The 25,286-nt window shown below is 64.4% G+C and carries 24 protein-coding genes; 12 read left to right on the top strand and 12 right to left on the bottom strand.

Going from position 1 to position 25,286, the window contains the following annotated elements; translation table 11 throughout:
• Window positions 1-44 precede the first annotated feature (44 nt).
• Window positions 45-479, top strand: coding sequence for an RNA polymerase-binding protein DksA (dksA, locus tag CKO27_RS08095; protein ID WP_200374369.1), 435 nt, complete (start codon window positions 45-47; stop codon window positions 477-479).
• A gap of 30 nt (window positions 480-509) precedes the next feature.
• Window positions 510-1,436, top strand: a complete 927-nt coding sequence (gluQRS, locus tag CKO27_RS08090; RefSeq protein ID WP_200374368.1) for a tRNA glutamyl-Q(34) synthetase GluQRS — start codon at window positions 510-512, stop codon at window positions 1,434-1,436.
• A gap of 69 nt (window positions 1,437-1,505) precedes the next feature.
• On the opposite strand, the gene galU is transcribed toward gluQRS, so the two are convergent.
• The 3 genes from galU to lapB are packed head-to-tail and all read right to left on the bottom strand — an operon-like array spanning window position 1,506 to window position 4,386.
• Window positions 1,506-2,402: a UTP--glucose-1-phosphate uridylyltransferase GalU gene (galU, locus tag CKO27_RS08085; RefSeq protein WP_200374367.1), complete on the bottom strand. Its 897-nt coding sequence runs from the start codon at window positions 2,400-2,402 to the stop codon at window positions 1,506-1,508.
• A gap of 33 nt (window positions 2,403-2,435) precedes the next feature.
• Window positions 2,436-3,137 carry an orotidine-5'-phosphate decarboxylase gene (gene pyrF / locus CKO27_RS08080; RefSeq protein WP_338115940.1) on the bottom strand — a complete coding sequence of 234 codons (702 nt, stop codon included), beginning with the start codon at window positions 3,135-3,137 and terminating at the stop codon, window positions 2,436-2,438.
• Window positions 3,138-3,195: 58 nt separating this feature from the next.
• Complete coding sequence (lapB, locus tag CKO27_RS08075) at window positions 3,196-4,386, bottom strand: lipopolysaccharide assembly protein LapB (RefSeq protein WP_200374365.1); 1,191 nt, start codon at window positions 4,384-4,386, stop codon at window positions 3,196-3,198.
• Between the two features lie 386 nt (window positions 4,387-4,772).
• Here lapB and CKO27_RS08070 point away from each other — a divergent pair, with 386 nt between their 5' ends.
• Entirely contained in the window at window positions 4,773-5,486 is a 714-nt protein-coding gene (locus CKO27_RS08070; protein ID WP_200374364.1) for an SDR family oxidoreductase, read from the top strand.
• 8 nt (window positions 5,487-5,494) lie between these two features.
• Window positions 5,495-5,998, top strand: a complete 504-nt coding sequence (locus CKO27_RS08065; RefSeq protein WP_200374363.1) for a hypothetical protein — start codon at window positions 5,495-5,497, stop codon at window positions 5,996-5,998.
• Window positions 5,999-6,189: 191 nt separating this feature from the next.
• Here the strand turns inward: CKO27_RS08065 and rpoH are convergent, their stop codons facing one another.
• Entirely contained in the window at window positions 6,190-7,029 is an 840-nt protein-coding gene (gene rpoH / locus CKO27_RS08060; RefSeq protein WP_200374362.1) for an RNA polymerase sigma factor RpoH, read from the bottom strand.
• Window positions 7,030-7,757: 728 nt separating this feature from the next.
• Here rpoH and rsxA point away from each other — a divergent pair.
• The 7 genes from rsxA to CKO27_RS08025 all read left to right on the top strand — a co-directional run bounded on the left by rsxA (window position 7,758) and on the right by CKO27_RS08025 (window position 14,783).
• Window positions 7,758-8,339, top strand: coding sequence for an electron transport complex subunit RsxA (rsxA, locus tag CKO27_RS08055; protein WP_200374361.1), 582 nt, complete (start codon window positions 7,758-7,760; stop codon window positions 8,337-8,339).
• 13 nt (window positions 8,340-8,352) lie between these two features.
• On the top strand, window positions 8,353-8,922 hold the full coding sequence (rsxB, locus tag CKO27_RS08050) for an electron transport complex subunit RsxB (protein ID WP_200374360.1): 570 nt from the start codon (window positions 8,353-8,355) through the stop codon (window positions 8,920-8,922).
• A gap of 13 nt (window positions 8,923-8,935) precedes the next feature.
• Entirely contained in the window at window positions 8,936-10,534 is a 1,599-nt protein-coding gene (gene rsxC / locus CKO27_RS08045; protein ID WP_200374359.1) for an electron transport complex subunit RsxC, read from the top strand.
• A gap of 11 nt (window positions 10,535-10,545) precedes the next feature.
• Window positions 10,546-11,586, top strand: coding sequence for an electron transport complex subunit RsxD (gene rsxD / locus CKO27_RS08040; protein WP_200374358.1), 1,041 nt, complete (start codon window positions 10,546-10,548; stop codon window positions 11,584-11,586).
• The gene (gene rsxG / locus CKO27_RS08035; RefSeq protein ID WP_200374357.1) at window positions 11,583-12,230 is read left to right on the top strand and encodes an electron transport complex subunit RsxG; all 648 of its coding nucleotides are present in this window, start codon (window positions 11,583-11,585) and stop codon (window positions 12,228-12,230) included. The genes rsxD and rsxG overlap by 4 nt, the downstream gene beginning before the upstream one ends.
• Window positions 12,230-12,934, top strand: a complete 705-nt coding sequence (locus CKO27_RS08030) for an electron transport complex subunit E (protein ID WP_200374356.1) — start codon at window positions 12,230-12,232, stop codon at window positions 12,932-12,934. The genes rsxG and CKO27_RS08030 overlap by 1 nt, the downstream gene beginning before the upstream one ends.
• 112 nt (window positions 12,935-13,046) lie before the next feature.
• The gene (locus tag CKO27_RS08025; protein ID WP_200374355.1) at window positions 13,047-14,783 is read left to right on the top strand and encodes a sensor domain-containing diguanylate cyclase; all 1,737 of its coding nucleotides are present in this window, start codon (window positions 13,047-13,049) and stop codon (window positions 14,781-14,783) included.
• 31 nt (window positions 14,784-14,814) lie between these two features.
• Here CKO27_RS08025 and CKO27_RS08020 read toward each other — a convergent pair whose 3' ends face one another.
• Window positions 14,815-16,557 (bottom strand): ATP-binding protein, encoded by a 1,743-nt coding sequence (locus CKO27_RS08020; RefSeq protein WP_200374354.1) that lies wholly within the window; start codon window positions 16,555-16,557, stop codon window positions 14,815-14,817.
• Between the two features lie 170 nt (window positions 16,558-16,727).
• On the opposite strand from CKO27_RS08020, the gene CKO27_RS08015 reads away from it, so the two are divergent.
• Complete coding sequence (locus tag CKO27_RS08015) at window positions 16,728-17,618, top strand: phosphoribulokinase (protein ID WP_200374353.1); 891 nt, start codon at window positions 16,728-16,730, stop codon at window positions 17,616-17,618.
• A 49-nt stretch (window positions 17,619-17,667) separates the two neighbouring features.
• On the opposite strand, the gene recQ is transcribed toward CKO27_RS08015, so the two are convergent.
• From recQ to CKO27_RS07980, 7 genes are all read right to left on the bottom strand, one after another.
• Window positions 17,668-19,866: a DNA helicase RecQ gene (gene recQ, locus CKO27_RS08010; protein ID WP_200374352.1), complete on the bottom strand. Its 2,199-nt coding sequence runs from the start codon at window positions 19,864-19,866 to the stop codon at window positions 17,668-17,670.
• A 316-nt stretch (window positions 19,867-20,182) separates the two neighbouring features.
• Window positions 20,183-21,052 (bottom strand): Rpn family recombination-promoting nuclease/putative transposase, encoded by an 870-nt coding sequence (locus CKO27_RS08005; protein ID WP_200374351.1) that lies wholly within the window; start codon window positions 21,050-21,052, stop codon window positions 20,183-20,185.
• Between the two features lie 330 nt (window positions 21,053-21,382).
• Window positions 21,383-22,300, bottom strand: a complete 918-nt coding sequence (locus CKO27_RS08000; RefSeq protein WP_200374350.1) for a GIDE domain-containing protein — start codon at window positions 22,298-22,300, stop codon at window positions 21,383-21,385.
• A gap of 20 nt (window positions 22,301-22,320) precedes the next feature.
• Entirely contained in the window at window positions 22,321-22,890 is a 570-nt protein-coding gene (locus CKO27_RS07995) for a LemA family protein (protein WP_200374349.1), read from the bottom strand.
• A 126-nt stretch (window positions 22,891-23,016) separates the two neighbouring features.
• The gene (locus CKO27_RS07990) at window positions 23,017-24,561 is read right to left on the bottom strand and encodes an ATP-binding protein (RefSeq protein ID WP_200374348.1); all 1,545 of its coding nucleotides are present in this window, start codon (window positions 24,559-24,561) and stop codon (window positions 23,017-23,019) included.
• Between the two features lie 148 nt (window positions 24,562-24,709).
• Window positions 24,710-25,057: a DUF5615 family PIN-like protein gene (locus CKO27_RS07985; RefSeq protein WP_200374347.1), complete on the bottom strand. Its 348-nt coding sequence runs from the start codon at window positions 25,055-25,057 to the stop codon at window positions 24,710-24,712.
• Window positions 25,054-25,278, bottom strand: a complete 225-nt coding sequence (locus tag CKO27_RS07980; RefSeq protein WP_200374346.1) for a DUF433 domain-containing protein — start codon at window positions 25,276-25,278, stop codon at window positions 25,054-25,056. Before CKO27_RS07980 ends, CKO27_RS07985 begins: the two co-directional genes overlap by 4 nt.
• Between the last annotated feature and the right edge of the window lie 8 nt (window positions 25,279-25,286).

The following is a 25,286-nucleotide window of genomic DNA, read 5'->3' as shown; positions in this document are numbered from 1 at the left end:
GATCCGCGGGCGTCCAACGAATTTAGAGCCTTCGGGAGACAACAATGGCCGAAGCACGAACACAAGAAGCCGAGGTGTATTCATTCGAACCCTACAACGCGGGGAGCGACGAAGAATACATGAGCCCGGAGCAGGAGGAGCATTTCCGGGGGATCCTCCTGGCCTGGAAGCAGTCCCTGATGGAAGAGGTCGACCGGACCGTGCATCACATGCAGGACGAGGCGACCAACTTCCCCGATCCGAACGATCGCGCGACCCAGGAATCGGAGTTCAGTCTGGAACTTCGCACACGCGACCGCGAGCGCAAGCTGATCAAGAAGATCGATGAGGCCCTGGCCCGCATCGACGATCACGATTACGGTTTTTGCGAGGCCTGCGGTGTCGAGATCGGCATCCGCCGCCTGGAGGCCCGCCCGACGGCGACCCTCTGCATCGACTGCAAGACGCTCGACGAGATCCGCGAAAAGCAGCGCGGCTGAGGATCAGCGCCCGCGCCACCCTATTTCTCCATGACCGACGAAGCGCTTCCGGCCACCCCTGGCTACCGGGGGCGCTTCGCTCCCTCCCCGACGGGTCCACTGCATTTCGGCTCGCTGCTCGCCGCCGTGGCCAGCTACGCCGACGCGCGCGCCCACGCGGGAGTCTGGCTCCTGCGGATCGAGGATCTCGACCGGCCTCGTGAAGTTCCTGGAGCCGCCGAGGACATCCAGCGCACCCTGCGGGCCTTCGGATTCGACTGGGACGAGCCGGTGGTTTATCAGCACGACCGTTCCGAGGCTTACCAAGGGGCCCTGTCCAGGCTCGAATCGCTGGGTCTGGCCTATCCCTGCGGATGCAGCCGTGCCGAGATCGCCAGGGTCGCGCGAATCGGCGTCGACGGCCCCATCTACCCAGGAACCTGTCGCGACGGGCTGCCCCGCGACCGGCGTCCACGCAGCCTCCGGATGCGAACCGACGCGCGCTGCGCGCGCTTCACCGACCGTGTGCAGGGCGAGCAAGCACAGGTGATCGAGGAAGCGGTCGGCGATTTCGTCTTGCGCCGCGCCGATGGCATGCACGCCTATCAGCTCGCCGTCGTCGTCGACGATGCCTGGCAGCGGATCACGCATGTTGTGCGCGGCGCCGACCTACTGGCGTCGACGCCCCGCCAGATCCTCCTGCAACAGGTGCTGGGTCTCCCGCATCCGAGCCAGGCCCACATCCCGGTCATTCTGGATGATCAAGGGCGCAAGCTGAGCAAATCGCTGGCCTCCGCCCCAGTGGACCCGGGGGATCCACTTCCAGCCCTGCGCCTAGCCTGGCGAGCCCTCGGTCAAACGCCCCTGGACGGCCTCGGCTCGCCAAGCGGATTCTGGAAACAGGCCACCGAGCAGTGGCGAATCGAGCGGGTTCCGCCTTGCCGGAGCCTTCCGCTCAGGGGGCTTGAACGGCAATAAAAAACCCCTGTTCAAGCTGAACAGGGGGTTTTTACGGATCTGCGGCCGGGTTCGTTGGGAATCTGGCCGCTAGGACTGGAAATCCCCGAAGCCAGCGGCACCGAAGGCCCGCAGATAGGCTGAAAAGCGCTCGCCAAGCTCCGGATGGGCCAGGCCGTATTCGACGGTCGCCTCCAGATAGCCCAGTTTGCTGCCACAATCGTAACGTTTCCCCTCGAAGGGATAGGCGATCACATGCTCGTCCTTGAGCAGGTCGGAAATGCCATCGGTCAACTGGATCTCGCCGCCCGAGCCTTTCTCGGTCTGCTCCAGCTTCTCGAAAATCCTGGGCGTGAGCAGATAACGACCAACCACCGCCAGATTCGACGGGGCATCGGCGGGCGCCGGTTTCTCGACGATCGAGATGACGCGCATCACACCATCGGAACCCCGCTCGACCTCGACGATACCGTATTTATGGGTTTCCTCGCGTGGCACCTCCTGGACGCTGAGCACGCTGCACCCGTGGCGCGCATGCACATCCGCCATCTGCTCGACCACGCCCTTGCCGCTGGTGCGGATCAGGTCGTCGGCCAGAAGCACCACGAAGGGCTCGTCTCCAATCACCGGCTTGGCGCACAGGACCGCGTGCCCGAGTCCCAGCGCGACGGCTTGCCGGACGTAGATGCAGGAGGCGGAACTGGGCATGACGCCACGGACGATGTCCAGCAATTTATGCTTCCCGGCTTGTTCCAGCTCGGACTCCAGCTCGTAGGCCTTGTCGAAATGGTCCTCGATCGAGCGCTTGCTACGCCCGGTAATGAAAACCAACTGATGCGCCCCGCCGGCCTCGGCCTCTTCCGCCGCGTACTGGATCAGCGGCTTATCGACAATCGGCAGCATCTCCTTAGGACTCGCCTTGGTGGCCGGCAGGAAGCGCGTTCCCAATCCGGCAACAGGAAATACGGCCTTACGGATCTTCGCCATCGTTGTTCCTCCAGAAACTGTGCGGATTTCAGATCAAAGGGAATGCAGCGACCGTTCGATCTCGACAAGCGCCGCCAAAGGGTCGGGCGCCAGCGTGATGGGACGGCCGATCACGAGATAATCAGCGCCCGCGGCCATCGCCTCGGGCGGTGTCATGATACGTTTCTGATCGCCGGCCTCCGTACCGAGCGGACGCACGCCTGGCGTGACGAGCCGGAAGCCGCTCCCCAGGGCGGCCCGAACATCGGCGGCCTCCAGCGGCGAGCAGACGACCCCATCCAGGCCCGCGCCCTGCCCGAGCCTCGCCAGGGCGAGCACCCGCTCATGGGGCGCGCCGGGACAACCAATGCTCGCCAGATCGTCCCGATCGAGACTGGTCAGCACCGTCACGCCGATCAGCAGGGGCGGCCGATCGAAGCCGTTCAAACGCTCGCGAGCCGCCTCCATCATGCGCGCGCCCCCCGAGACGTGGACATTGACCATCCACACCCCAAGATCCGCCGCCGCGGCACAGGCCGCCGCGACCGTATTGGGGATGTCGTGGAATTTGAGATCGAGGAATATCTCGAAGCCCTGGCGCTGGAGCCTGGCGACGAACGCGGGGCCGAGTCGGGTGAACAGCTCCTTGCCGACCTTGAGCCGGCAGCGGGACGGATCGAGCCGTTCAATCAGCGCAAGGGCCGGTGTCTCGTCGGAATAGTCGAGCGCAACGATGATTCGCTTAGCCTGGGTCACGGTCGCGGGAAGTCTCCGGCAGGATTGTTGGTTGTTCGAGGAAGCCTGGTCACGCGGGTCATGCCAACTGTCGTGGCGCCTCGCCATGGATGGGCTCGGGAAGAACCGAGACAATGGTTCCCCAGCTCTTGCAGCTTGGGCACTGCCAGTGCAGTGAGCGCGCCTGAAAGCCGCACTGCTCGCATTGGTAGACGGGCTGACGCAACAGCAGATGACGGGCCACCCCAAGCGCGACGCCCGCGCGATACTGGGTCCTCGCCTTCGGATCCGGCTCGCGCGCCTGGAGATCGAGGAAGCGCTCAAGCACCGCCAGGTCGGCATGGCGCGCGAGATATCCGGACAACAACTCCAACGCCGCCTCGGGTCCGCGCGCGCGCGCCACCAGCTCGCCGAGACTCAACATCAGGGGTGGACTCGCGTAGCGTCCGGCCAAGGTCTCGAGCTGGCCGATCACGTCGTCCTCGCCCAATCGCCCCATGGCCTCGATCAGGGCCGGCAGGATCTCCGACACATAGGCGCCGCCACGGTCGGCGACCCGTCGGAACAGCACGACGGCGCGCTCGGCATCGTCCTCCTCGAGCGCCATGAAACCTTCCAGCATGGCGGCGCGCACGCCATTCGGGTCGGCCCGCTGGGCCAGGCTCAACTGCGCCCGCGCCGAGGGCGCGTCTCCCTTGCGTCGCGCATCCTCGGCCAGCTCACAGTGATACTGGGCGATCTCGACCGCCATCGACTGGTCGGTCAGTGGTTTGAGCTGCTCGGCGACCTCGAGACAGCGCGACCAGTCGCGCTCCTGCTGGTAGATCTCGCGCAAGGATTGAAGCGCGCGCTGACTGTGCAGACGCAGTTCCACCAGTTCCAGGAACAGCCCCTCCGCGCGATCCAGGAGCCCGGCGCGCATATAATCCTGTCCCAGCTCGAAGAGCGCGAACCCACGCAGATCGGGGCTGAGATTCCTGCGCTCGACGAGATTCTGATGGATCCGAATGGCGCGGTCGACCTCGCCCCGGCGGCGGAAGAGACTGCCTAGCGCCAGATGCGTCTCCACCGTCTCGCCGTCCACCTCGGCCAGCTTCAGAAACATGTCGAGGGCCTTGTCCGGCTGTTCCTCCAGCAGGTAGTTCAGTCCCCGCAGAAAATCCGGATGGGTGGGTCCAACGCCGTCGCCCTTGCCCCGCGTCTCTCGACGCCCCAGCAGCCAGCCCGAGGCGGCGGCCACCGGCAGGAGAAGAAACAGCGCTTCAATCATGTCCGCACCCCATCCGCCATGGCGTTAGACCCATGGTTCAAGCGAAGAAGCCCCGACGCCTGGATCGGGTCGACGAGGCGATGGCATACGGCCTTGAGATTTGAATCCCATGCTCAAGGCACGAATCATACAGACAAGCGAGACGGCCCGCATGATGCGAAGAATCCAACCTTGGGTCCATTGGGAATTGCCCATGGGGACGGAAACCCATACTGTCTGGAGAGGGTCATAACCAGCGGTGCCCGAAACCGCCACGGCATCACCGTCATTCGCGCCCCGATTCTCACTGGCGAGCCGATCGAACCTCGGGCGGCGCCCTGGCCAGGATGGGGGCTCGGGCGCCTCCCGATGGGCTATCTCTTCAATCCGACGCAGGAGTCGATGTCGTGCACGATCTCACAGGCAAGACCGTCATCATGACGGGAGCCGCCGGCAACCTCGGCCGTGCGGCTTCCCGGACCTTCGCCGCGCGCGGAGCACGGCTCGCGCTGATCGGTCGCGATCCACGGGCGCTGCAAGAGGCGCGAGCGGCGCTCCCCCCGAAGACCGAGTCCCTCTCCCTGGCCGTCGACCTGCTCGCGCCGGACGCGGTCGCCGCGATGGTCGAGGAAGTCGCGGCGCATTTCGGGGGCATCCATGTGCTGGCGAACCTCGCCGGCGGCTTCAGCATGGGGCCTCCCATCCAGGAAACATCGGATGCCGATTGGGAATTCATGCTCGATCTCAATGCCCGCACCGTCTTCAACTGCGCGCGCGCGACCATCCCAAGGCTGCTGGAGGCCGGGGCCGGGCGCATCATCAATGTCTCGGCGCGCGCGGCCACCAGGGGCATGGGCCACATGGGGCCGTACTGCGTCTCCAAGGCGGCCGTCATCACCCTGACCGAAAGCCTCGCCGATGAGCTTCGGCACGCGGGCATCAATGTAAACTGCGTCCTGCCGGGCACGCTGGATACACCAGAAAACCGCGCGGCCATGCCGGACGAGGATCACTCGACCTGGGTCTCGCTCGACGCCCTGGCGGATGTACTCCTCTTCCTGGCCTCGGACGCCTCGCGCGGCATCACGGGAGCCGCCATTCCTGTTTACGGACGCAGTTGAGGATCATCGTGCGAGTCAAGGCCACATCCAGAACACCGCGAACGACACCCGCCCCGCTTACCGCCATCATTCGGCTCCGGGCCAGGCCCCGGATCCCACGTCGGCCGATCCAGGCGATCCTAGGAGCCATTCTGATCGGCGGGCTTCTCGGCGCGCCCGTACTGGCGCGGCCCGATCTGGACGAGCCGACCCGGATGCTACTGGTCGAGGCCGTCGAGGCCGCGGTCGCGCTGGATTTCTATCACGCCCGCTGCCGCGGGGACGTCTCGGGGCGTCGAGTCGACAACCTCAACAAACTCATCGTCGGCAAACTGCGCACGACGGTTCTATCCGTCCAGGACGATTTTTTCCCGGAACAGAGCTATCGCCGCGTCCAGCAGCGGCTCGAACAGGATTTCGTGGAGACGCTGCAAGCGGCCGGCGGCTGCCCCGGAGCGAAGAACTCGGATCTGCCGGAACAGCTCAAAAGTCGCTACGAAGAGGCCATCGAAGCCATCCGGGCGTTGCCCTGAAGCCTCATCGGCATGGAGAAGGAGTCTGGACCGTCAATAGGCTGGATCTCGGCATGGCCGAGTCAAGTCGGACGCGGAAGAAATCGGCACCCCGGTCGGCGCCGGCCTCGACCAGGATCGCCGCAACGCACAAGGCCCGCCATGGGCGGGCCTTGTGCACTCTATCCTGTCGTCGATCGACAGGGGCCTTGCTAAACCTCGAGCTGAAGCCGCATCTTCTTCATGGCGTTCTTTTCGATTTGCCGGATCCGCTCGGCCGATACACCGAATTGCTCGGCCAATTCATGCAGCGTCTGCTTCTTCTCGGAGAGCCAGCGCTCGTGAAGAATCGTCTTGCTGCGCTCGTCAAGACCCGAGAGTGCCGCGTAAAGCCTTTCGCGCTGCTTCCGCTCGCTGTCCTCGCGCTCCAGCAGACGCGCCGGCTCCATGCGGATATCCGGCAGATAGGTGGACGGCGCGGACGGCGCGTCGTCGTCGTCGTCCTCAAGACCATCGAAGGAGAGATCCTGGTTCGCGAGCCGCGACTCCATCTGCAGCACGACTTCGGGCTTGACGCCGAGGTCGGCCGCCACGTCGTCGACCTCTTGCTTCGTGAGCCAGCCGAGCCGCTTCTTGGCGCTGCGCAGATTGAAGAAGAGTTTACGCTGTGCCTTGGTGGTCGCGACCTTGACGATCCGCCAATTGCGCAGAATGTATTCGTGGATCTCGGCGCGAATCCAGTGCACGGCGAAGGACACCAAGCGCACACCCATGTCCGGCTCGAAGCGGCGCACCGCCTTCATCAAGCCGACCGAGCCTTCCTGGATGAGATCCGGCAGGGGCAACCCATAGCCCAGATAGCCGCGGGCGATCCGGATCACGAAGCGCAGATGGGATGTGATCAGCCGTCTCGCGGCCTCCATATCGTCATGGTCGCGCAGCCGAACCGCGAGGGACTTTTCTTCCTCTGGCGTCAGCACCGGAATCTGGTAGGCACTGCTGATATACGCCTCGATCGTGCCCGTCGGCATCATTGAGTAGTCTTTGGCCATGGTGCGATACCTGAGTCAGTTGGGTTCAAAATTATCCTAGCATTGAAGTCTGGATTTTCCCAGTACTCACGGCAGGGTTTTTTTATTCTGACCCGCTTCGTGTTGCTTCAAACTCTAGGCGTTTGTTCAGGTTCACACAAGATGCCGTGTGTCGGAAAACAGATCGTATGTTTCGATGACAATCATCGTTCAAGCTGATCGAGGATGTTTTTGCTTTTCATATCATTTTATTAGAAGACATGAATGCAAGTCGTCACGGGGCCTGGCGCGAGGATCGAAGGTCTGGACTCTAAGGAAAAGGCCAGACAGAAAACCTGTGCAAAATATCGACAAGCATCCCCTGCGCCGATTGGCGCTCAGGGCGCGATGGCGACCCGCTAGCCTTGATGTAGACAGCGGGACGAGCACACGGTTCGCCCTCCCCGCGGACGACGCCCAAAACCAGCCTTTACGAGTACGCCTTCCCGATATCGTCTCCAGCCAGAGCCGCACACGTCTCGATGCGATCGACCTTCGTCCGGGCCTGTAACTCCGAGGTCGGAGACTAGGATCAAGCGGGATGACCAGCGATCCGCCGGGCCGCCCAATCCGGGATAACCCTAGCGAATCTCGGTTGTAGCGCTCGAACGCGCGGCGTATTCTTGCGCGTTCGGGTCAAGACGAGCCTCGCTCGCCGCCAATCGACTCCCGGATCACCCGGCCCTTGCTTCCCCCGACTCCGTGCTCGCATGACTGAATACGCACTCATATTGGTCGGCACCGTGCTGGTCAACAATTTCGTGCTCGTCAAGTTCCTCGGACTCTGCCCTTTCATGGGCGTTTCCAAGAAGCTGGAGACCGCGACCGGAATGGGGTTGGCGACGACCTTCGTGATGACCCTGTCATCCGTCATCACCTGGGTCGTCAACGAGTACGTGCTGGAGCCGCTCGACATCGGCTATCTGCGCACCATCGCCTTCATACTGGTGATCGCCGCCGTGGTCCAGTTCACCGAGACGGTGATGCGCAAGACCAGCCCCATGCTCTATCAATTGCTCGGCATCTTCCTGCCGCTCATCACGACCAACTGCGCCGTGCTCGGGGTCGCCCTGCTGAATCAGCAGGCGGCGCATACCCTGGTGGAATCGGCGCTCTATGGCTTCGGTGCGGCGCTCGGTTTCTCGCTGGTGCTGGCGCTGTTCGCCGCCATCCGCGAACGGGTCGCGGTCGCCGACGTGCCCGAGCCCTTTCAGGGCAGCGCCATCGCCCTGATCACCGCCGGACTCATGTCGCTGGCCTTCATGGGCTTCGCCGGCCTGGTCGCCAATTGAGGCCGTCCCCGTCATGCTAGCCGCCATCCTGGCCATCGCCGCGCTCGCCGCCTTCTTCGGGCTGCTGCTCGGCTATTCGGCGATCCGTTTTCGGGTCGAGGGCGACCCCATCGCGGATCAGATCGACAGCCTCCTGCCTCAGACCCAGTGCGGTCAGTGCGGGCATCCGGGGTGCCGGCCCTATGCCGAGGCGCTCGCCAAGGGCGAGGACGACGTCAATAAATGTCTCCCAGGCGGCGAGGCCCTGGTGCTCGCGCTCTCGGATCTGCTCGGGCGCGAGCCGGTCGCCATGGAGGTCAAGGAGAAGGTTCCATCGGTCGCGATGATCGACCCGACCCTCTGCATCGGCTGCACCCTCTGTCTCCAGGCGTGCCCGGTGGATGCCATCATCGGCGCGGCCAAGCAACTGCACGGCGTGCTGATCGATGAGTGCACGGGTTGCGAGCTGTGCCTGCCCCCCTGCCCGGTCCAATGCATCCGCATGCGCCCACTGACCGAGGACATCCCCCGCTGGCGCTGGCCCTATCCCGGCAAACAACCCTCGGACACCGCCTCGCCCGTCCCCGTCCGGGACGCGGCCTGAGGGAGCATCAAGCATGGCCATCGCCCTCAAGCTGACCTCCAAACGCCGGCTCTGGACCTTCCACGGCGGCATTCATGTTCCGGACGAAAAATCCCTGTCCAACACCCAGGCGATCGAATCCCCACCCTTGGCCCAGCGGCTATACGTGCCCTTGCAGCAACACATCGGCGCGCCGGCCCGACCGCTGATCGAGCTGGGCGCCCGGGTTCTCAAGGGACAGATGATCGCGGAACCGAGCGGCTTCATCAGCGCCCCGGTGCATGCCCCAAGCTCGGGCCGTCTGATCGCGATCGAGGAGCATCCGGTGCCCCATCCGTCGGGACTCGCGGCCCTGTGCGCGGTCATCGCAACCGACGGCGAGGATACCTGGGCCGAACTGCCGCCGCCGCTGACCGACTACCCCCAGTTGGACGCGGCCCTGATCCGCGAGCGCATCCTCTGGGCCGGCGTGGTCGGCATGGGCGGCGCCTCCTTTCCGACCAATGTCAAGCTGACGCCTGGGACCGATCGTAAAATCCAGACCCTGGTCATCAACGGCGCCGAATGCGAACCCTACATCAGTTGCGACGACCGCCTGATGCGCGAGCGCGCCGGACATGTCCTGGAGGGCGTGCGGATCATGCATCACCTGCTCGGCGTGCGGGCGGTGATGATCGGTATCGAGGACAACAAGCCCGAGGCGATCGAAGCGATGCGCCTCGCCCTGGCCGAGACGGACATGCACGACTACACCGAGATCCTGCCCATCCCGACCCTCTATCCAAGTGGTGGCGAGAAGCAGCTCATTCGCATCCTGACCGGCAAGGAGGTTCCGACCAGTGGCATACCGGCCCAGATCGGTATCGTCTGTCAGAACGTAGGCACGGCGGCGGCGGTCGCGGACGCCGTGCTCCTGGGGCGACCGCTGATCTCACGGGTCGTGACGGTCAGCGGGCGCTCCATCGCCCGGCCGAGCAATGTGGAGGTTCCGGTCGGCACGCCGGCCGAACATCTGATCTCCCATTGCGGCGGTTACCGCGAGACGCCCCGCAAACTGGTCTGCGGCGGTCCCATGATGGGCTTCGAGCTGAGGAGCGCGGAGGTTCCCATCACCAAGGCGACCAATTGCCTGCTGGCGCTGACGCCCGAGGAATCCCCCAGTCCCGAGCCCGCGCTCGCCTGCATCCGCTGCGGTCGCTGCGCCGAGGTCTGCCCGGCCAAGCTCCTGCCCCAACAGATGTATTGGTACGCCCGCAGCAAGGATCTGGACCGGATTCAGGACTACAACCTCTTCGACTGCATCGAGTGCGGTTGCTGCGCCCAGGTCTGCCCGAGCCATATCCCACTGGTGCAGTATTACCGCTACGCCAAGACCGAGATCTGGGCGCGCGAAAAGGACCGGCGCAAGTCCGAACTGGCGCGCGCGCGCCATGCCGCGAAGCAGGCCAGACTGGAACGCCAGGAGCAGGAACGCCAGGCCAGACTACGCAAGCAGAAAGAGGCGCTGGAAACCCCGAAGGCCGCCGATCCGGAGGGAGAGGATCCGAAAAAGGCCCTGATCGAAGCCGCCCGTCGGCGCGCCGCCGCCAAAAAGGCCGTCACACCGCCCCGACAACTGACAACTGACAACTGACAACTTCTTCGATGAAGACCGCCCTCGTCTCCTCTCCCCATGTGCCGCGCCTGAACCGGGTCGACCGGATCATGTTCGAGGTTCTTCTGGCGCTGATCCCCGGAATCGCGGCCATGACCTGGTTTTTCGGCTGGGGTCTGCTGGTCAACATCACGCTGGCCGTGACCTTCGCCGTGCTGGCCGAGGCCGCCGTGATGCTGGCGCGCGGACGCTCGCCCTGGATCGCGATCGGTGATCTGAGCGCGGTGGTGACCGCCGTGCTCTTCGCCATCTCGGTCCCGCCGACGCTGCCCTGGTGGCTGACCCTGATCGGGATGCTGTTCGCCATCGTTCTGGTCAAGCAACTCTATGGCGGCATGGGCTACAACCCATTCAATCCGGCGATGGCGGCCTATGTTTTCCTGCTGATCTCCTATCCGGTCGCCATGACCACCTGGCTCGCGCCCAGCATGCTGGCCGAGCACAGCTTTTCCTTCATGGAATCCCTGCGGCTGATCCTGACCGGCGGACTCCCGACCGGCCTGGAGTGGGACGCCATCTCCTCGGCGACCCCGCTGGACGAGATGCGCGGCAAGCTGGATCTTGGCCTGACCATCGAGCAGATCCGTCAAGGCCCGGTCTGGGGCGAACTCGGCGGGCGTGGCTGGGAATGGGTCGCCGGCGGGTTCCTGCTCGGCGGCCTCTACCTGCTGTGGCGGCGAGTCATCGGTTGGCATATCCCGATCTCCATGCTGCTCGGGCTGCTGATCGGCGCGGGCGTCTTCTGGATCATCGATCCCCAGACCCATCCCTTCCCGGCCTTCCATCTGTTCAGCGGCGCGGCCATCCTCGGGGCTTTCTTCATCGCCACCGACCCGGTGACCGCCTGCACCACCAAGCAGGGGCAACTCATCTTCGGGGCCAGCATCGGCGTGACCGTCTATGTCATCCGTTCCTGGGGCGGCTATCCGGACGCGGTGGCCTTCGCGGTCTTGCTGATGAACATCGCGGCGCCCACGATCGACTACTACACCCAACCACGCGTCTTTGGACATGGCGAAAAACCCGGATGAAGACTCGATCCATTCTGCTCGCCGGCTTCGTGCTCGGCACCTTCGCGATCAGCGGCGTCTCGCTGGTCGCCGTCACCCACGAGGCGGTGGACGGGCGCATCGCGGACAATCAGTACCAGGCCATGAAGCGCAAGCTCGAAACCATCCTTCCGGCCGGACGGGCGGACAACGACCCGCTCCGTGACCACATCCAGGTCGCGGCGCGGGATCTGTTGGGCACGGAGACCACACAGGTCTACCGGGCGCGCAAGGGCGAGGATCCGGTGGCCCTGGTTCTGGAGCCCGTGGTCCCGGATGGCTACGCCGGTCCCATCAAGCTCCTGATCTCGGTGCTGCACGACGGCACACTGGGCGGCGTGCGGGTCGTCTCGCACCATGAGACCCCTGGGCTTGGCGACAAGATCGAGGAGGCCAAGTCGGACTGGATTCTGGCGTTCACGGGCAAGTCGCTGACCGATCCGCCGCTCGACAAATGGGGCGTCAAGCGCGACGGCGGGGAGTTCGACCAGTTCACGGGCGCCACCATCACGCCCCGCTCGATCGTCAACGCGGTCAAGAACGCGCTGCTCTATGTCGATCAACAGGGCGATCGGCTCTTCAGGCCGGTCGAACCCGCCGTGCCGGCCGAACGGGAGAAAAGCTGATGTCCGCCCCTCCGTCCTACGGCCACATCATCGGCGGCGGACTCTGGAGAAACAACCAATCGCTCGTGGCCCTGCTCGGGCTCTGCCCACTGCTCGCCACCACCACCTCGGCCACCAACGGGCTCGGCATGGGCCTGGCGACCACGGCGGTCATCGTCTGTTCCAACGGCACGGTCTCGCTGGTGCGCCATCTGGTGCGACCCGAGATCCGCATCCCGGTCTTCGTGCTGGTGATCGCCTCCTTCGTGACCCTGGTCGAGCTGATCATGCAGGCCTTCTTCTATGAGATGTACCTGGTGCTGGGACTCTTCATCTCGCTGATCGTGGTCAACTGCATGATCATCGGTCGCGCCGAGGCCTTCGCCTCGAAGAACCGGGTCGACCGCGCGCTCCTCGATGGCCTGGCGGTGGGCCTGGGCGCCACGCTGGTCCTGACGACGCTCGGCGCCCTGCGCGAATTGGTCGCCCAGGGGACCATCTTTTACCAGGCCGATCTCCTGCTCGGCGATTGGGGTCGGGTACTGACGGTTCGGCTGGGAGACGACTTCCAGGGCGCCCTGGTCGCCATCCTGCCACCGGGCGCCTTCATCGGACTGGGACTGATGATCGCCCTCAAGAACCTGATCGACCGCCGCGTCGAACGACGTGGCCCGGCGAAAGCGACCGCTCGTCCGATCGTCCCGGCAACGGCCTCCTCGGCCTGATGAGCCGCCCGACAATCATCTAGACTCAAAGGTAGGTCGACCGCTAACCGAAGGGTCCGACCGGAAATGCCCGAAGGTCGCCGCAAGGCACGCAGGACGCAGGAGCCCCAAGATGTCCGCCCCGGATTCCGCGAAGAGGAAGGACCGAAATCCTACGCGGCTCTGGCGCCACCTGGGATTACGTGAGCGTCTGCTCCTGACCTTGGTGACGGTCGCCTTGATTCCCGTGCTCGCCTTGTCCTGGGTGGAACATCGACAGATCCGGTCGGATACCCTGGTGTTGGCGGAAAGCACCCTGGGTCTCATTGCCGATGCCCAGCAACGACGTCTCAACCTGGAATGGCGACGCCTGCATGATCTGGTCGAGCTGGTGGCCAGTCGCACCCAGATGCGTCTGAGCTTGGACGCCTACAATCGCGACGGCGATCCCGCCCACCTCAAGCTCATCGAACGCATCCTGGACGACGCGCTCCAGTCGATCCGGGGTCCGCGCGGCCTCTGGATTCGCGACCCATCCGGCCGGACCCTCACGGGCGTCGCCCGCGACGGCGTCCCGGCGAACGCGATCGAACCGCCCGTCAATCCATCCCTCGGCCTGGAGACCCCGAGGTTCCGTCACCTGGACAGGCCGGACCCGGAGCTTTGGCTCGCCGGACCGCTGCGCTTGAACGAGGCCACCATCGGAAGCCTGCATCTGCTGGTCGGAATGGAGGATATCCAGGCCCTGCTCGCGGATTTCCCCCATCCCTATCCAGGAGGCGAAAGCGTACTGCTGCTGTGCGACGCTGACGCCGGGCTGCTGGCCTTGAACGCGCGGGAGGGGATCTGGAATCCGGCGACGGCCCGATCGACCCCTTTGAATGACTGGCTGCGTTCCAGCACCCCCGCCGTGGGGGGCTGCCTAGAGGGCGCGGCGCTCCCAATCCCGCGAGACGAGATACTGCTCCATGCCGAACGCACGCTGGCGCTCGACCGCGCCAGGCTGCTGGTCTACACCAGCCTGGACAAGATGGGCCAGATCGCGCGTCCGCGTCTCGATCCGTTGCTGTATGTCACCCTGAGCCTCGTGCTTCTGGTGCTGATGATGGCGGTTACGATGGCCCGCGCCATCACCGCGCCGATCCAGGCCCTGAGCGAGGCGACACGACGGCTGCGCGAAGGCGATTACCAGGTCCGTATCCCCGAGCAGGGCTGGGGTGAGCTGGCCGCCTTGACGCACGACTTCAACGAAGCCGCCGCCGCCCTGCAACGGGAGATCCTCGCCCGTCGCGCATCGGAGCGGGAGCTGGCCAACCTCGCCAATACGGACGCCCTGACGGGCTTGAACAACCGCCGACGCTTTCTGGAGTTGCTCAGGCATGGGTCCGATCGGGAGCACCATCCGGCCACCGATGGCGCCCTGCTCTATCTGGATCTGGATGGTTTCAAGCCGATCAACGACCGTTACGGCCACGACGCGGGCGATGCCGTCTTGCGGATCGTTGCCGAGCGTCTGCGCCGGCTGATCCGGGAGAATGACAGCCTGGGCCGACTCGGCGGGGATGAGTTCGCGATCCTGCTCAACGGGATCGAACCCGGCTTCGAGCCCGAAGCGCTTGTCCAGCGCATCCACGAGTCGATCGCGCGGCCGATGCTGGTTCAGGGCCGGGAACTGCGGGTCGGTTGCAGCCTGGGCGTGGCTCGCATCCATGCCAAGACCGATCCCATCGGGCTGCTCAAAGAGGCGGATGCCGCCATGTATCGGGCCAAGGCGCTGAAGGCCGAGGCCTCGCGCCAGACCCTCGCGCCCCAGGCTCGGAACGCACCGCGCGACACTCGGCCCGATTTACGGATCATCGGGACGCCCTGAGCCTCGCGGCCGAAACCAGGACTCCTCGCCTTCATTCCCCTCCCCTCGGGGCTCCGAGCGCTAGCCGCTCCACCGTCCGGCGCAGTTCATCCGGATTGACCGGCTTGGCGAGAAAGCCATCCATTCCCGCCGCCAGACAGTCCCGTCGCGCCTCCTCGGCGGCGTTGGCGGTCAGGGCCAGGATCGGCAGGGGCCGGCCGTTCGACTCGGCCCGATAGCGCCGGGTGAAGCCGATTCCGTCGAGTTTGGGCATGTGCATGTCCACGATGGCGATCTGGTAACCGCCCGCCAGCGCCGACTCCAGCGCGGATTCCCCATTCGTGAAGCGCGCATGGACGAATCCCATGTGATCGAGAAAACGGGTGATGACCCTGGCGGCGATCTCGTTGTCCTCGGCGACCAGAACCCGGATCTCGGGACCGACATAGGGAAGGCGCCAATCCGACCGCCGCGCCTCCTCGTCATGGCTGATCTCGTCCGCGACGTCCGACGGGAGTTCATCGAGCCATGGCAGGCGCACCCGGAACAGGCTACCCCGACCCACCTCGCTCTCGACCTCGATCGTCCCACCCATGAGCAGCGCCAGCTCGCGCGCGATGGTGGTGCCCAGTCCGGTGCCACCGAAACGGCGCGTCGTCGATTCGTCCGCCTGACGGAAGCTCTCGAACAGCACGTCAAGTTTGTCGCTCGGGATACCGATGCCGGTGTCGGCGACCTCGAACAGCAGATGCGCCCGTTCCACCGACGCCTCCGGCGGACGCAGGCTCAACCGTAGCGAGACCTCGCCCCGCTCGGTGAACTTGATCGCGTTGCCCAGCAGGTTGTAGAGAATCTGGCGCACCCGTAAGGGGTCGCCGACGACCCGCCTCGGCACCTCGGACGCGACCTCCTGAATCAGGGTCAAACCACCCGCCCGCGCCTGCGTTTCAAGGATCGCGCACACCTCGCGCACCAGCTCGCGCGGGGAGAAGGCCAGCCGTTCGAGTCGGAGCTGGCGCGCCTCGATCTTGGAGAAATCCAGGATGTCGCCGATCAGGGCCGCGAGCGACTTGGCGGAACTGACGATCGCCCGGACCTGTTCGCTCTGTTCGGCGTCGAGCCGGGTCTCATTGAGCAGCTCGGCCATGCCGATCACGCCGGTCAAGGGCGTGCGCAGTTCGTGGGTCATGAAGGCCAGGAAATGGCCCTTGGCCCGGTTCGCCCGCTCGGCCTCCTCGCGCGCCCGCTGGAGCTGACGCAGCAGGGACGCCTGATAGAGCGGCAGAAGCACCAGCAGGAGCAGGAAAAAAGCCGCCTCGAAGGTGTGCTTGCGCCACTCATCCAAATCGATCAGGACGAAGTTGTAGGCGATCACCGCCACTACCGAGGCCAGGATGAGTTCGCCCCGCCCAAAGCGGGTGCCGGCCGAGATGAAGATGAGGATGTAGAGCAGATAGAAGGGACTGATCGCCTCCTCGGTGACCGAGATGGCGAGACTGACCACCACGATGTCGAGACAGATGGCCAGATAGCGGCGTAGCGGCCAGTCCGGACGCCTCGTCACGCTGACCAGGAGGGCCAGACTCACCAGCAGGTGGAGCACGTAGATCGTCAGGAAGTAGGGGACATCGATCCGGTAATACGCTGTCCAGGCCCCGACACCGATATAAACGGCGCCGAAGAGCGCGGTCAGGATCCGCACCAATCCCGACTGAAACTCCGGATGGCCGCGCGATTCCGCCGGCCAACCGAACCCAAAATACCGCCATGGCCTGGGCCATTCGTACTGTCTCATCGGTCCTTCCTCCCTTATCCATCCGTGGCCGACCGACCGCTTCCCGTCCAGCGATCAGGTACCAGGATCGTGATATATTAGCGAATCATGTCGAACACCTTGACATCGGAAACCAGTATTGGGCCATACACCCAAACGCGAAGATAATCATAGAGAACGGGGAGAGCCACATGTCCAAGAAACACCCAATCGTCGCCGTCACCGGCTCGTCCGGGGCGGGCACCACGACCGTCAAGCGCGCCTTCGAGCACATCTTCCATCGCGACAAGATCAGCGCCGCGGTGATCGAGGGCGACAGCTTCCACCGCTACGACCGCGCCGCCATGAAGACGGAGATGGCCAGCTTCGCCGAGCGCGGACAAAGCCTCAGTCATTTCGGTCCCGACGCCAATCGTTTCGACCTGCTGCAGGAACTCTTTCGCGAATACGGCGAAAGCGGAACCGGCAAGAAGCGTTATTACATTCATAGCGACGACGAGGCGCGGGAACTCAACGCGCGGCTCGGCACCTCGCTCGATCCCGGTCAGTTCACCCCCTGGGAGGATGTCCCGCCGAACACCGACGTGCTCTTCTACGAGGGTCTGCATGGACTGGTGATCACCGAGGAATCCAATGTCGCCCAGCATGTCGACCTCGGGGTCGGCGTGGTGCCGATCGTTAACCTGGAATGGATCCAGAAAATCCATCGTGACAACCTGGAGCGCGGCTACTCCGCCGAGGCGATCGTCGACACCATCATGCGTCGCATGCCGGATTACATCCGCTACATCACGCCGCAGTTCTCCATGACCGACATCAACTTCCAGCGCGTGCCGACGGTCGACACCTCCAATCCCTTCATCGCCCGCGACATCCCGACCCCGGACGAGAGCTTCGTCATCATCCGCTTCAAGGATCCGCAGAAGTTACAGATCGATTTCCCTTATCTGCTCGCCATGATCCACGACTCCTTCATGTCGCGGCGTAACTCCATGGTCGTCCCTGGCGGCAAGATGGGGATGGCGATGGAGATCATCCTGCAACCCATCATCGAGCGCATGATGGAGGCCCGTAAGGTCTGATCTCGCCCAGCGCGTGCTTCCGGCCGCCAGCGATGGCGGCCGGCTGATTTCAACCCTCGACGACCCTCCCCATCCCCGCCCGCACGCAACGCAGCAAGCCGTAGGAATAACGCCCCTCGAAGGCCTCGAAGACCGGTTTGATGGACAGGATCGCGTTCTCCGGCAGTTGCTCGAAGGCGAACTCGATCCGCCGCAGGCTCTCCTCGTCCAGCCTCACCACCTCGCGCGAACTCAGGCGTCCCTCGGCGATGCAGCGCGACAGATGGGTATGGATGGTGTCGAGTTTGACGGCCCGACGCTCGGCGATCGCCTCTGGCGTGAGTCCGTCGCGAAAGAGATCGAGCGTCTCCAGGATCGTATCGCTCAGATCGGCGCGCGCCGAGGGCGTCGTCATCCGACCGGCCTCGGGCCATGGTGGAAGGCTCGACGGCCGACCGTGCGCGGCCTCGTGATCCGCCAGCACCCGCAGGAAACCGGCGGCGAAACGCTCCAGCTTGGCCTGACCCACGCCGCTGATCCGGCGCATCTCATCCAGATTCCGGGGACGGTAGGCCAGCATCTCGCGCAGGGTGGCATCGCCGAAGATCACATAGGCCGGCACGTTTTGCTCCTGGGCCAGCGCCTGCCGATAGGACCGCAGGGACTGCCAGAGCGCCACCGAATCCGGATCGCTCGGGAGCGGCGACGGGGACGGACGGGCGCCAGCCAACGCCTTCTTGCGGTCCGGATCGCGCCGCAGCCGGATCGCGCGCTCGCCCCGCAGGAGCGGTCGGCTCGCCTCGGTCAGACGCAGCGCCCCGTGCCCTTCCATGTCGACCGCCACCAGCCCGGCCGCCACCAGTTGGCGATAGACCGAGCGCCATTGATCGGCGTTTAGCTCCCGGCCGATGCCGAAGGTGCTGACCTGGTCGTGACCGAAGCGGCGGATGCGCTCGTTGTCCTTGCCGAGCAGCACGTCCACCAGATAGGCACTGCCGAAACGCTGCCCGGTGCGGTAGATACAGGACAGCGCCTTGCGCGCCGCCTCGGTGCCGTCCCAGGTTTCCACCGGATCCAGACAGGTATCGCAGTTCCCGCAGGGCTTGGGCAGGGCCTCACCGAAATAATTCAGCATCACCTGGCGGCGGCATTCGGTGGTCTCGCAGTAGCCCAGCATGCTGTCGAGCTTGTGCATCTCGACCCGCTTGAACTGTTCCTCTGCCTCCGAACTCTCGATGATCCGGCGCAGCATCACCACGTCACCCAATCCATAGGCCATCCAGGCATCCGCCGGTAGACCGTCGCGCCCGCCGCGCCCGGTCTCCTGATAATAGGACTCCAGACTCTTGGGCAGATCCAGATGGGCGACGAAGCGCACGTCCGGCTTGTCGATGCCCATGCCGAAGGCGATGGTCGCGACCATGACGACGCCCTCCTCCCGCAGAAAACGCGCCTGATGGACCCGGCGCGTCTCGGCCGGCAGCCCGGCGTGATAGGGCAAGGCGGTGAATCCCTGTCCTTGCAGATAGGTCGCCGTCTCCTCGACCCGACGCCGCGAGAGACAGTAGACGATGCCCGCGTCCTCCGGGTGCTCGGCGCGCAGAAAGGCCAGCAACTGCTGACGCGGACTGGATTTCTCGACGATGCGATAGCGGATGTTCGGCCGATCGAAGCTGGAGACGAACTGGCGCGCCTGCCCGAGTTGCAGGCGGGTCAGGATCTCGTTGCGGGTCGGGGCATCGGCGGTCGCGGTCAGGGCGATGCGCGGCACCTGGGGCCAGCGCTGGTGCAGCAGATCGAGCTGGATGTACTCGCGGCGAAAATCATGTCCCCACTGGGACACGCAATGGGCCTCGTCGATCGCGAAAAGCGCGACCTGGATGGAATCCAGCAGGGACAGAAAGCGCTCGGTCAGCAGGCGTTCCGGGGCGACATAGACCAGATCCAGCTCGCCGACACGCAGCGCCTGTTCGACCGCTCTAGCCTCATCCAGTGTAAGCGAGGAATTCAGCAGGGCCGCCCGCACCCCGAGCTGGCGCAGCGCGTCCACCTGATCCTGCATCAGGGCGATCAGAGGCGACACCACGATCGCCGTGCCGGGCCGCAGGATGCCGGGAATCTGGTAGCAGAGCGACTTGCCGCCGCCCGTGGGCATCAGCACCAGCGCATCGCCGCCGCCGATCAGATGCTCGATGATCTCGGCCTGATCGCCACGAAAATGCTCGTAGCCGAAGACCTGCTTCAGGAGTTGCCGTGCCGACTCGCCCATGTCTTATGTTTCGTTTCGATCGCCGCGCGGGCGGATTTTTGAAGAATCCAGCCAGGATACCGATACCGCGATCCGGATAGAACCGCGAGAGACAAAAACCCTCGCCCGAATCCTCGGATCAAGACGCGGAGTATCCTATCCGTGTTCGCGAGCGAATTCTAGCGGAAGTGGCTGGATCGAGCGGGAATCGCGACCGGCGCTGGCTGGTCGCGTATCGAATCAGATCAGGGACCAGGGTTTTGAATGGGCCGCGGTGGATCCAGGTCGAGATCCTTCGGACTGTTCTGGCGGACATCGCGCGGACGGATGGCGTCGCTCAAGTCGGCTCCCGCAGGGCGCGAATCTCGGTCTCGGTCAGACCCGTTTTATCCGCCAGTACCCGGTCATCGGCGATCAGGTCCAGCAGGCTCCGGGCGATGCGCAGGCGTTCCTGTTTGCGCCCCTGGTGCACCCCCCAGCCATAGGAGGACTGGACCATGCTGGCCTGCTGGTGCAGATCGTCCTGATAGCGCTCGTAGTCCCAGCGCTCGGCGTCCGGCAGTTTTAGGATGTCCAACTGCTCCTTGGCCTCTTGCAGACCCCGCGCCCGAAAGCCGTCCGGCACCTCCTCGTGCTTGAGGAAATAGATCCATTCGTCCAGCGAATCGCGCGCGATGTCGTCGAACTGATTCACCTTGATCAGGTAATACTCCGGGAACAGGGCTTGTGGTTCCTGGCGTCGGTAGAGTTCCTGCTGCGCCTCGCTCAGGTGCAGCTCGTCGTGGCGGTGCAGGCCGATGAAACGGGTCGCGCCGTGATAGACGTAATCCTCGCCCTGGCCCAGGTCGAAGTAGAGGATGCTGACCGAGATGACCTTGACCACCTCGCCATAGGGTTGACCTTCCTGGAGGTTCTCCACCAGCGTGCGCGCCGTGCTGTGCAGGATGCGCTGGAGATAATCGAACTGGCGCTGGTACTGGACCTCGATCAGGATGATCTCGCCCCCGGCGTTGCGGGCCTTGAGGTCCACCCGATTCTGTTTCTCGATCGCGGTGTCCTTGTTGCTCTCGCTCTCCAGGATTTCCAGGATCTGGATGTCCTCGCGCAGCAGTTCGCTGAGAAATCCTTCAAGGATGCCGAAGTGGGCCTTGCTGCGCAGCAGCCGTTTCATGGCCCAATCGAAGCTGATGAGACGGCGGCGGGTCATGCGGTCGAGCCTTCGGTCGATAGGTTCATCGGATGGGTATTCCTGCACGGCACGGGGTGGCGACGGGCCGCGCCTGCCCTGTTGTTGTCGAGTATAGCCTTCGCACCTGATATCCAGACATGGCCTTGGGTAGGATGGGCAGAGCGGGAGCGATGCCCATCCTGTACGCTCCGAGACTCAAGAGACAAGGAGCGCGTTTGGCCTTGATCATCGTTGGGCCTGCCTGGGAACGCGGGCGTCTCGCCCGCCTCGCGGGCCAGAGGCCCGCGCTCCCAGGGATGGCCATCATGGGCCAAATGATGATCGACGCCGCGCGTTTTAACCGACGGATCAGCCCACTCCCAGCCGCTGAATCACCGCGAATCCGATCAGTCCAACCAGACAGACAAAACCCGCCGTATACGCAAAGGTCGTCCAGCGCAGACTGGATGTGAGGTCTTCGAGCGAGTGGGTGGAGATGATGAAGGGGTGGCGCGGATCGCCCGTATCTACCACGCGGGGCACGGGGGGCGCGAGGCGGCGTTGTTCCTCCGAGCGGTCGGCGAGGCGTTCGGCCTCCTGGCGCGCCCGTTCCCATTCGTCCGGGCTGATCTGGCCGTCGCCATCGAGGTCGAAACTGGCCATGCGCTTCGGGTCGCGCTTCCAGAGCCGCAGGAGTTCGCGCTGGAGACGCTGGCGCTCGGCGGTTCCGCGGCGCGGGGTCTCGAAACGGCCGAGCAGATAGACGGGATCGCCGGCCTGGATGCGGGACTCCGTGAAGCGGTAGCGTTCGCCGCCACCCAACCAGGCGAAGCGGATCTGGCGCTGACGGGGATCGCGATGGGGACCGAGCCATTGCTCGGTCCGCTGGAGCTTGAGCCGAGCGCCCTCCGGCTCGACCAGACAGCGGCCGCTGCCATCGTCGAGCAGGAAGGGACGCTCGGCCGTGCCTTCCTCGACGGTGGTCCAGCGGCTGTCGCGCCCCGACCCCCGGCGTTTCTGGACGCGATACCGATACCAGACGCAGGGCTTGTCGGTCAGAGGCGCGGGCACGACGCCATCGCGCTCGCTGGCAAATCCCGAGAGTTCCAGATATCCCTGGGACGCGGACTTGATCCTCGATCTGGGTGTGTCGAGGATGGTGCGCAGCCGCCAGAAGGTGCGTATCGCCTGGTGCAGCGAGTAGATGGCGACGCCAAGCAGGGCGGCCATGAGGAACCAGAACTCCAGGCCGTCCAGATCCAGGACGAATTCAATCCGCGTTTCCATGCCCGTCTCGCTCCCGGCACTCAGCGAAACAGCGCCCCCAGGTCGACGTCCTGCCGTGCCTCCTTGAATTGCAGCAGGTCGAAGGTTCGGGCCTTCATGAGTCGCGCGATCAGCACATCCGGGAACTGCTCGATACGCATGTTGTTGAGATTAGCGCTCTCGTTGTAAAGCTCGCGCCGGTCGGCGATCAGTTCCTCAAGCTGGCTGACCCGCTGGGCCAGGTGTCGGAAGCTGTCGTTGGCCTTGAGATCCGGATAATTCTCGGCCAGGGCGAAGAGGTGGCCCAGACCCATCCGCAGCTCGGTCTCGGCGCGTCCGAGCGCGCGCGGATCGCCCCGCCGGCTGGCCTCGGCGACCGCACCGCGCGCCTGGACGACGCGCTCCAGCGTCTCCTGCTCGTAGACCATGTACTGCTTGCAGACCTCAACCAGCTTGGGCAGCTCTTCATGGCGCTGCTTGAGGGCGACGTCGATATTGGACCAGGCGCGGGTGACGTTGTGCTTGAGCCGGACCAGCAGGTTGTAGATCTGGATCGCGTAGAGCACGACGACCAGGATCAGGGCGAGGACGATGATGGTGGTCGGATTCACGGGCGTCTCCTTGAGGCGGGCGGCTGTGTCGACACGGATTCTAGGCGCGCGGACGGGATCGAACCGGAACGAACGCACGAAACCAGAAGACGCCTCGTCTCCGATCCTGCTCCAGCCCCGACCGGCTCAGAGGGTCTCCACCTCGAACCCCACGAGGCCCCGGCGCTCGCGGCTGAATTCCACCCCGATCAGGTGGATCGGCTGGCCCTCGGCGTGGTATTTGTCGGCGTAGCCGCGATCCTTGATCTGGCGCAGCGCGCGTCCCTCGGGCTCCAGCTCCACGACCTTGAATTCGAACAGATAGATCCTGCCCTCGAAACGCAGGGCCAGATCAAGCCGTCCGGCGCTACAACTGTCCTCCACTCGCAAATCCAGCCCGAGCGCGGCCAGATGGCTGTAGAAAACGCTGGCGTAATAGCCCTCGTAGCGGGCGATGGGGTTGGTGTCGTGCCACTGATGGGGGATGCTGGCGAAAAGGCTCTCGAAATGGCGATGCAGCCCGGCCAGATCGTTGGCGAAGAGCAGATCGTAGAGCCGGCTGGCCAGTTCGCTCGCGCGTGCCGGGTGGCCGATCAGGGCCTTGGCGAGGACGTCGTTCAGCGCGCTCTCGACCTCCAGATTCGGATAGCCCAGGGTGTATTCGATGCGCGCGCCGATCTGACGGGTGGCGGTGAAGGTGAGATAGCCGGTCTGCCAGAGCAGGGCCTCGGGGGCCATGTGGTCGACATCGAAGGCGGACAGCAGCGCTTCATCGGCGCGCAGTCGGGCGAGATCCGGGGTAAAAAAACCGCGCTGAGTGAGGAGATCGATCAGGAAGGTCGGCGTGCCGGTCTCGAACCACCAGGGTCGGAACTGGCGTTCCCTCAGCAGCAATAACAGATCGAAGGGGTTATAGACCGATTCACCGGTCCAGTTGTAGCCGTTGTACCAGCGGCGGATCCGATCGCGATCCAGTCCCTCCAGCTCAGGGGCGAAGACAGTGTCGAGATCCGCTTCGGTGTAGCCGCAGATGGACGAATGTTCCCGAGACACAGTGATGTCATGGAGGTTATTCAACCCGGAAAAGATGCTGACCTTGCTGAACTTGCTCACCCCGGTAAGGAAGGCGAAGCGGATCTGGGCATCCGCGCTCTTGATGACGGAATAGAGATTGCGCAGGCCGTCGCGCATCTCGCCCGCGATCTCGGGCCGCGTCAAATTGTCCAGGATGGGCTTGTCGTACTCGTCGACCAGCACCACGACCGGCTCCCCGTGCGCCTCATGCGCCAGACGGATCAACTCGGAGAAGCGTCCGGAAATACTGGGGTAGTCGCCCTTGACGCCCAGCCGCCGCTCGTTCTCGTCGAGCAACTCGGCGATCTTTTCGTCCAGGTCCGATCGGCTGTGCAGCACCCCTGCGGCGAAGCTCAGACGGATGACCGGGTAGCGGACACTCCAGTCCCAGCGATCATGAACCGCCAACCCCCGAAACAGCGGCTCGCTGCCGGCGAACAGCTCCGCCAGGGTATCGATGAACAGGGATTTTCCGAAACGGCGCGGACGCGACAGAAAATAGTGCCGGCCCGACTCGATCAGACTCAGGGCGAAGGCCGTCTTGTCGACGTAGTACCAGTCCCCCTCGCGGATCACCCGGAAGGTCTGGATACCGATGGGCAGTTTTTTACGGGTCATGCGGGTGGCCTGGAGAAGATAGGGAATCAGGTTGAGTCTAAACCCTCGCCAGCCGCCTGTTCATGACCCCGGCGGGTTCGCGCGCCTCTTCTTCGGACGCGGCTTGACCGCGCGCGGCCAGCGGCACCGATGACAGACCCACCGGGTATCAGTCGTGGATAATCAGGCTGGTTCGTGTTAGCTCGACGAAACGGTTCACGCTGAGCGCGCCAATAATAGCCGTCAGATTGTCGGCTACCAGGCGCTCCAGATCGGGATTTGCAATGTTTCCGGTGGATAGGAGCCAAAGCTGTCGCGGTCGATCGTTAAACGACTGTACGAAATCGTCATCCTTGGTGACGACGACCCGGTCATCCTGTTGGGCAAACTGGATAATGTTCGTATCCTGGGTACGGTTGCCGGAAGGTAGATCGAGCGTATGGAGTGCATCGTGCCCTTGCGCGCGGAGCCAGCGGGCCAGGCGGCGCGGCCGTTGGGCGTCGATCAGGAATTTCATGGCGCTAGCGGTTCGATGCGCTTGGTATGGGCCAGACGGGCGGCAAAGGCCAGCACAGCGAGGATATCCTCGCGCTCAAGGTCTTCATAATCGGCCAGGATTTCCTCGATGCTCATGCCGCTAGCGAGCCATTCGAGTACGTTTTCGACCGGGTAGCGCAGGCCACGGATGCAGGGCTTGCCATGGCAGATAGCGGGATCGAAGGTAATGCGATCAATCATGGTCGTTT

Source organism: Thiocystis violacea, from assembly GCF_016583575.1.
In the GTDB taxonomy this organism is placed as follows: domain Bacteria; phylum Pseudomonadota; class Gammaproteobacteria; order Chromatiales; family Chromatiaceae; genus Thiocystis; species Thiocystis violacea.
This window is presented reverse-complemented; position numbering and strand designations above follow the sequence as displayed.

Excerpts from the sequence above, each read along its gene's own strand:
- dksA (WP_200374369.1), top strand. The coding sequence starts at position 45 with ATGGCCGAAGCACGAACACAAGAAGCCGAGGTGTATTCATTCGAACCC.
- gluQRS (WP_200374368.1), top strand. The coding sequence starts at position 510 with ATGACCGACGAAGCGCTTCCGGCCACCCCTGGCTACCGGGGGCGCTTC.
- galU (WP_200374367.1), bottom strand. The coding sequence starts at position 2,402 with ATGGCGAAGATCCGTAAGGCCGTATTTCCTGTTGCCGGATTGGGAACG.
- lapB (WP_200374365.1), bottom strand. The coding sequence starts at position 4,386 with ATGATTGAAGCGCTGTTTCTTCTCCTGCCGGTGGCCGCCGCCTCGGGC.
- rpoH (WP_200374362.1), bottom strand. The coding sequence starts at position 7,029 with ATGGCCAAAGACTACTCAATGATGCCGACGGGCACGATCGAGGCGTAT.
- rsxA (WP_200374361.1), top strand. The coding sequence starts at position 7,758 with ATGACTGAATACGCACTCATATTGGTCGGCACCGTGCTGGTCAACAAT.
- rsxB (WP_200374360.1), top strand. The coding sequence starts at position 8,353 with ATGCTAGCCGCCATCCTGGCCATCGCCGCGCTCGCCGCCTTCTTCGGG.
- rsxC (WP_200374359.1), top strand. The coding sequence starts at position 8,936 with ATGGCCATCGCCCTCAAGCTGACCTCCAAACGCCGGCTCTGGACCTTC.
- rsxD (WP_200374358.1), top strand. The coding sequence starts at position 10,546 with ATGAAGACCGCCCTCGTCTCCTCTCCCCATGTGCCGCGCCTGAACCGG.
- rsxG (WP_200374357.1), top strand. The coding sequence starts at position 11,583 with ATGAAGACTCGATCCATTCTGCTCGCCGGCTTCGTGCTCGGCACCTTC.
- CKO27_RS08030 (WP_200374356.1), top strand. The coding sequence starts at position 12,230 with ATGTCCGCCCCTCCGTCCTACGGCCACATCATCGGCGGCGGACTCTGG.
- CKO27_RS08025 (WP_200374355.1), top strand. The coding sequence starts at position 13,047 with ATGTCCGCCCCGGATTCCGCGAAGAGGAAGGACCGAAATCCTACGCGG.
- CKO27_RS08020 (WP_200374354.1), bottom strand. The coding sequence starts at position 16,557 with ATGAGACAGTACGAATGGCCCAGGCCATGGCGGTATTTTGGGTTCGGT.
- CKO27_RS08015 (WP_200374353.1), top strand. The coding sequence starts at position 16,728 with ATGTCCAAGAAACACCCAATCGTCGCCGTCACCGGCTCGTCCGGGGCG.
- recQ (WP_200374352.1), bottom strand. The coding sequence starts at position 19,866 with ATGGGCGAGTCGGCACGGCAACTCCTGAAGCAGGTCTTCGGCTACGAG.
- CKO27_RS08005 (WP_200374351.1), bottom strand. The coding sequence starts at position 21,052 with ATGACCCGCCGCCGTCTCATCAGCTTCGATTGGGCCATGAAACGGCTG.
- CKO27_RS08000 (WP_200374350.1), bottom strand. The coding sequence starts at position 22,300 with ATGGAAACGCGGATTGAATTCGTCCTGGATCTGGACGGCCTGGAGTTC.
- CKO27_RS07990 (WP_200374348.1), bottom strand. The coding sequence starts at position 24,561 with ATGACCCGTAAAAAACTGCCCATCGGTATCCAGACCTTCCGGGTGATC.
- CKO27_RS07985 (WP_200374347.1), bottom strand. The coding sequence starts at position 25,057 with ATGAAATTCCTGATCGACGCCCAACGGCCGCGCCGCCTGGCCCGCTGG.
- CKO27_RS07980 (WP_200374346.1), bottom strand. The coding sequence starts at position 25,278 with ATGATTGATCGCATTACCTTCGATCCCGCTATCTGCCATGGCAAGCCC.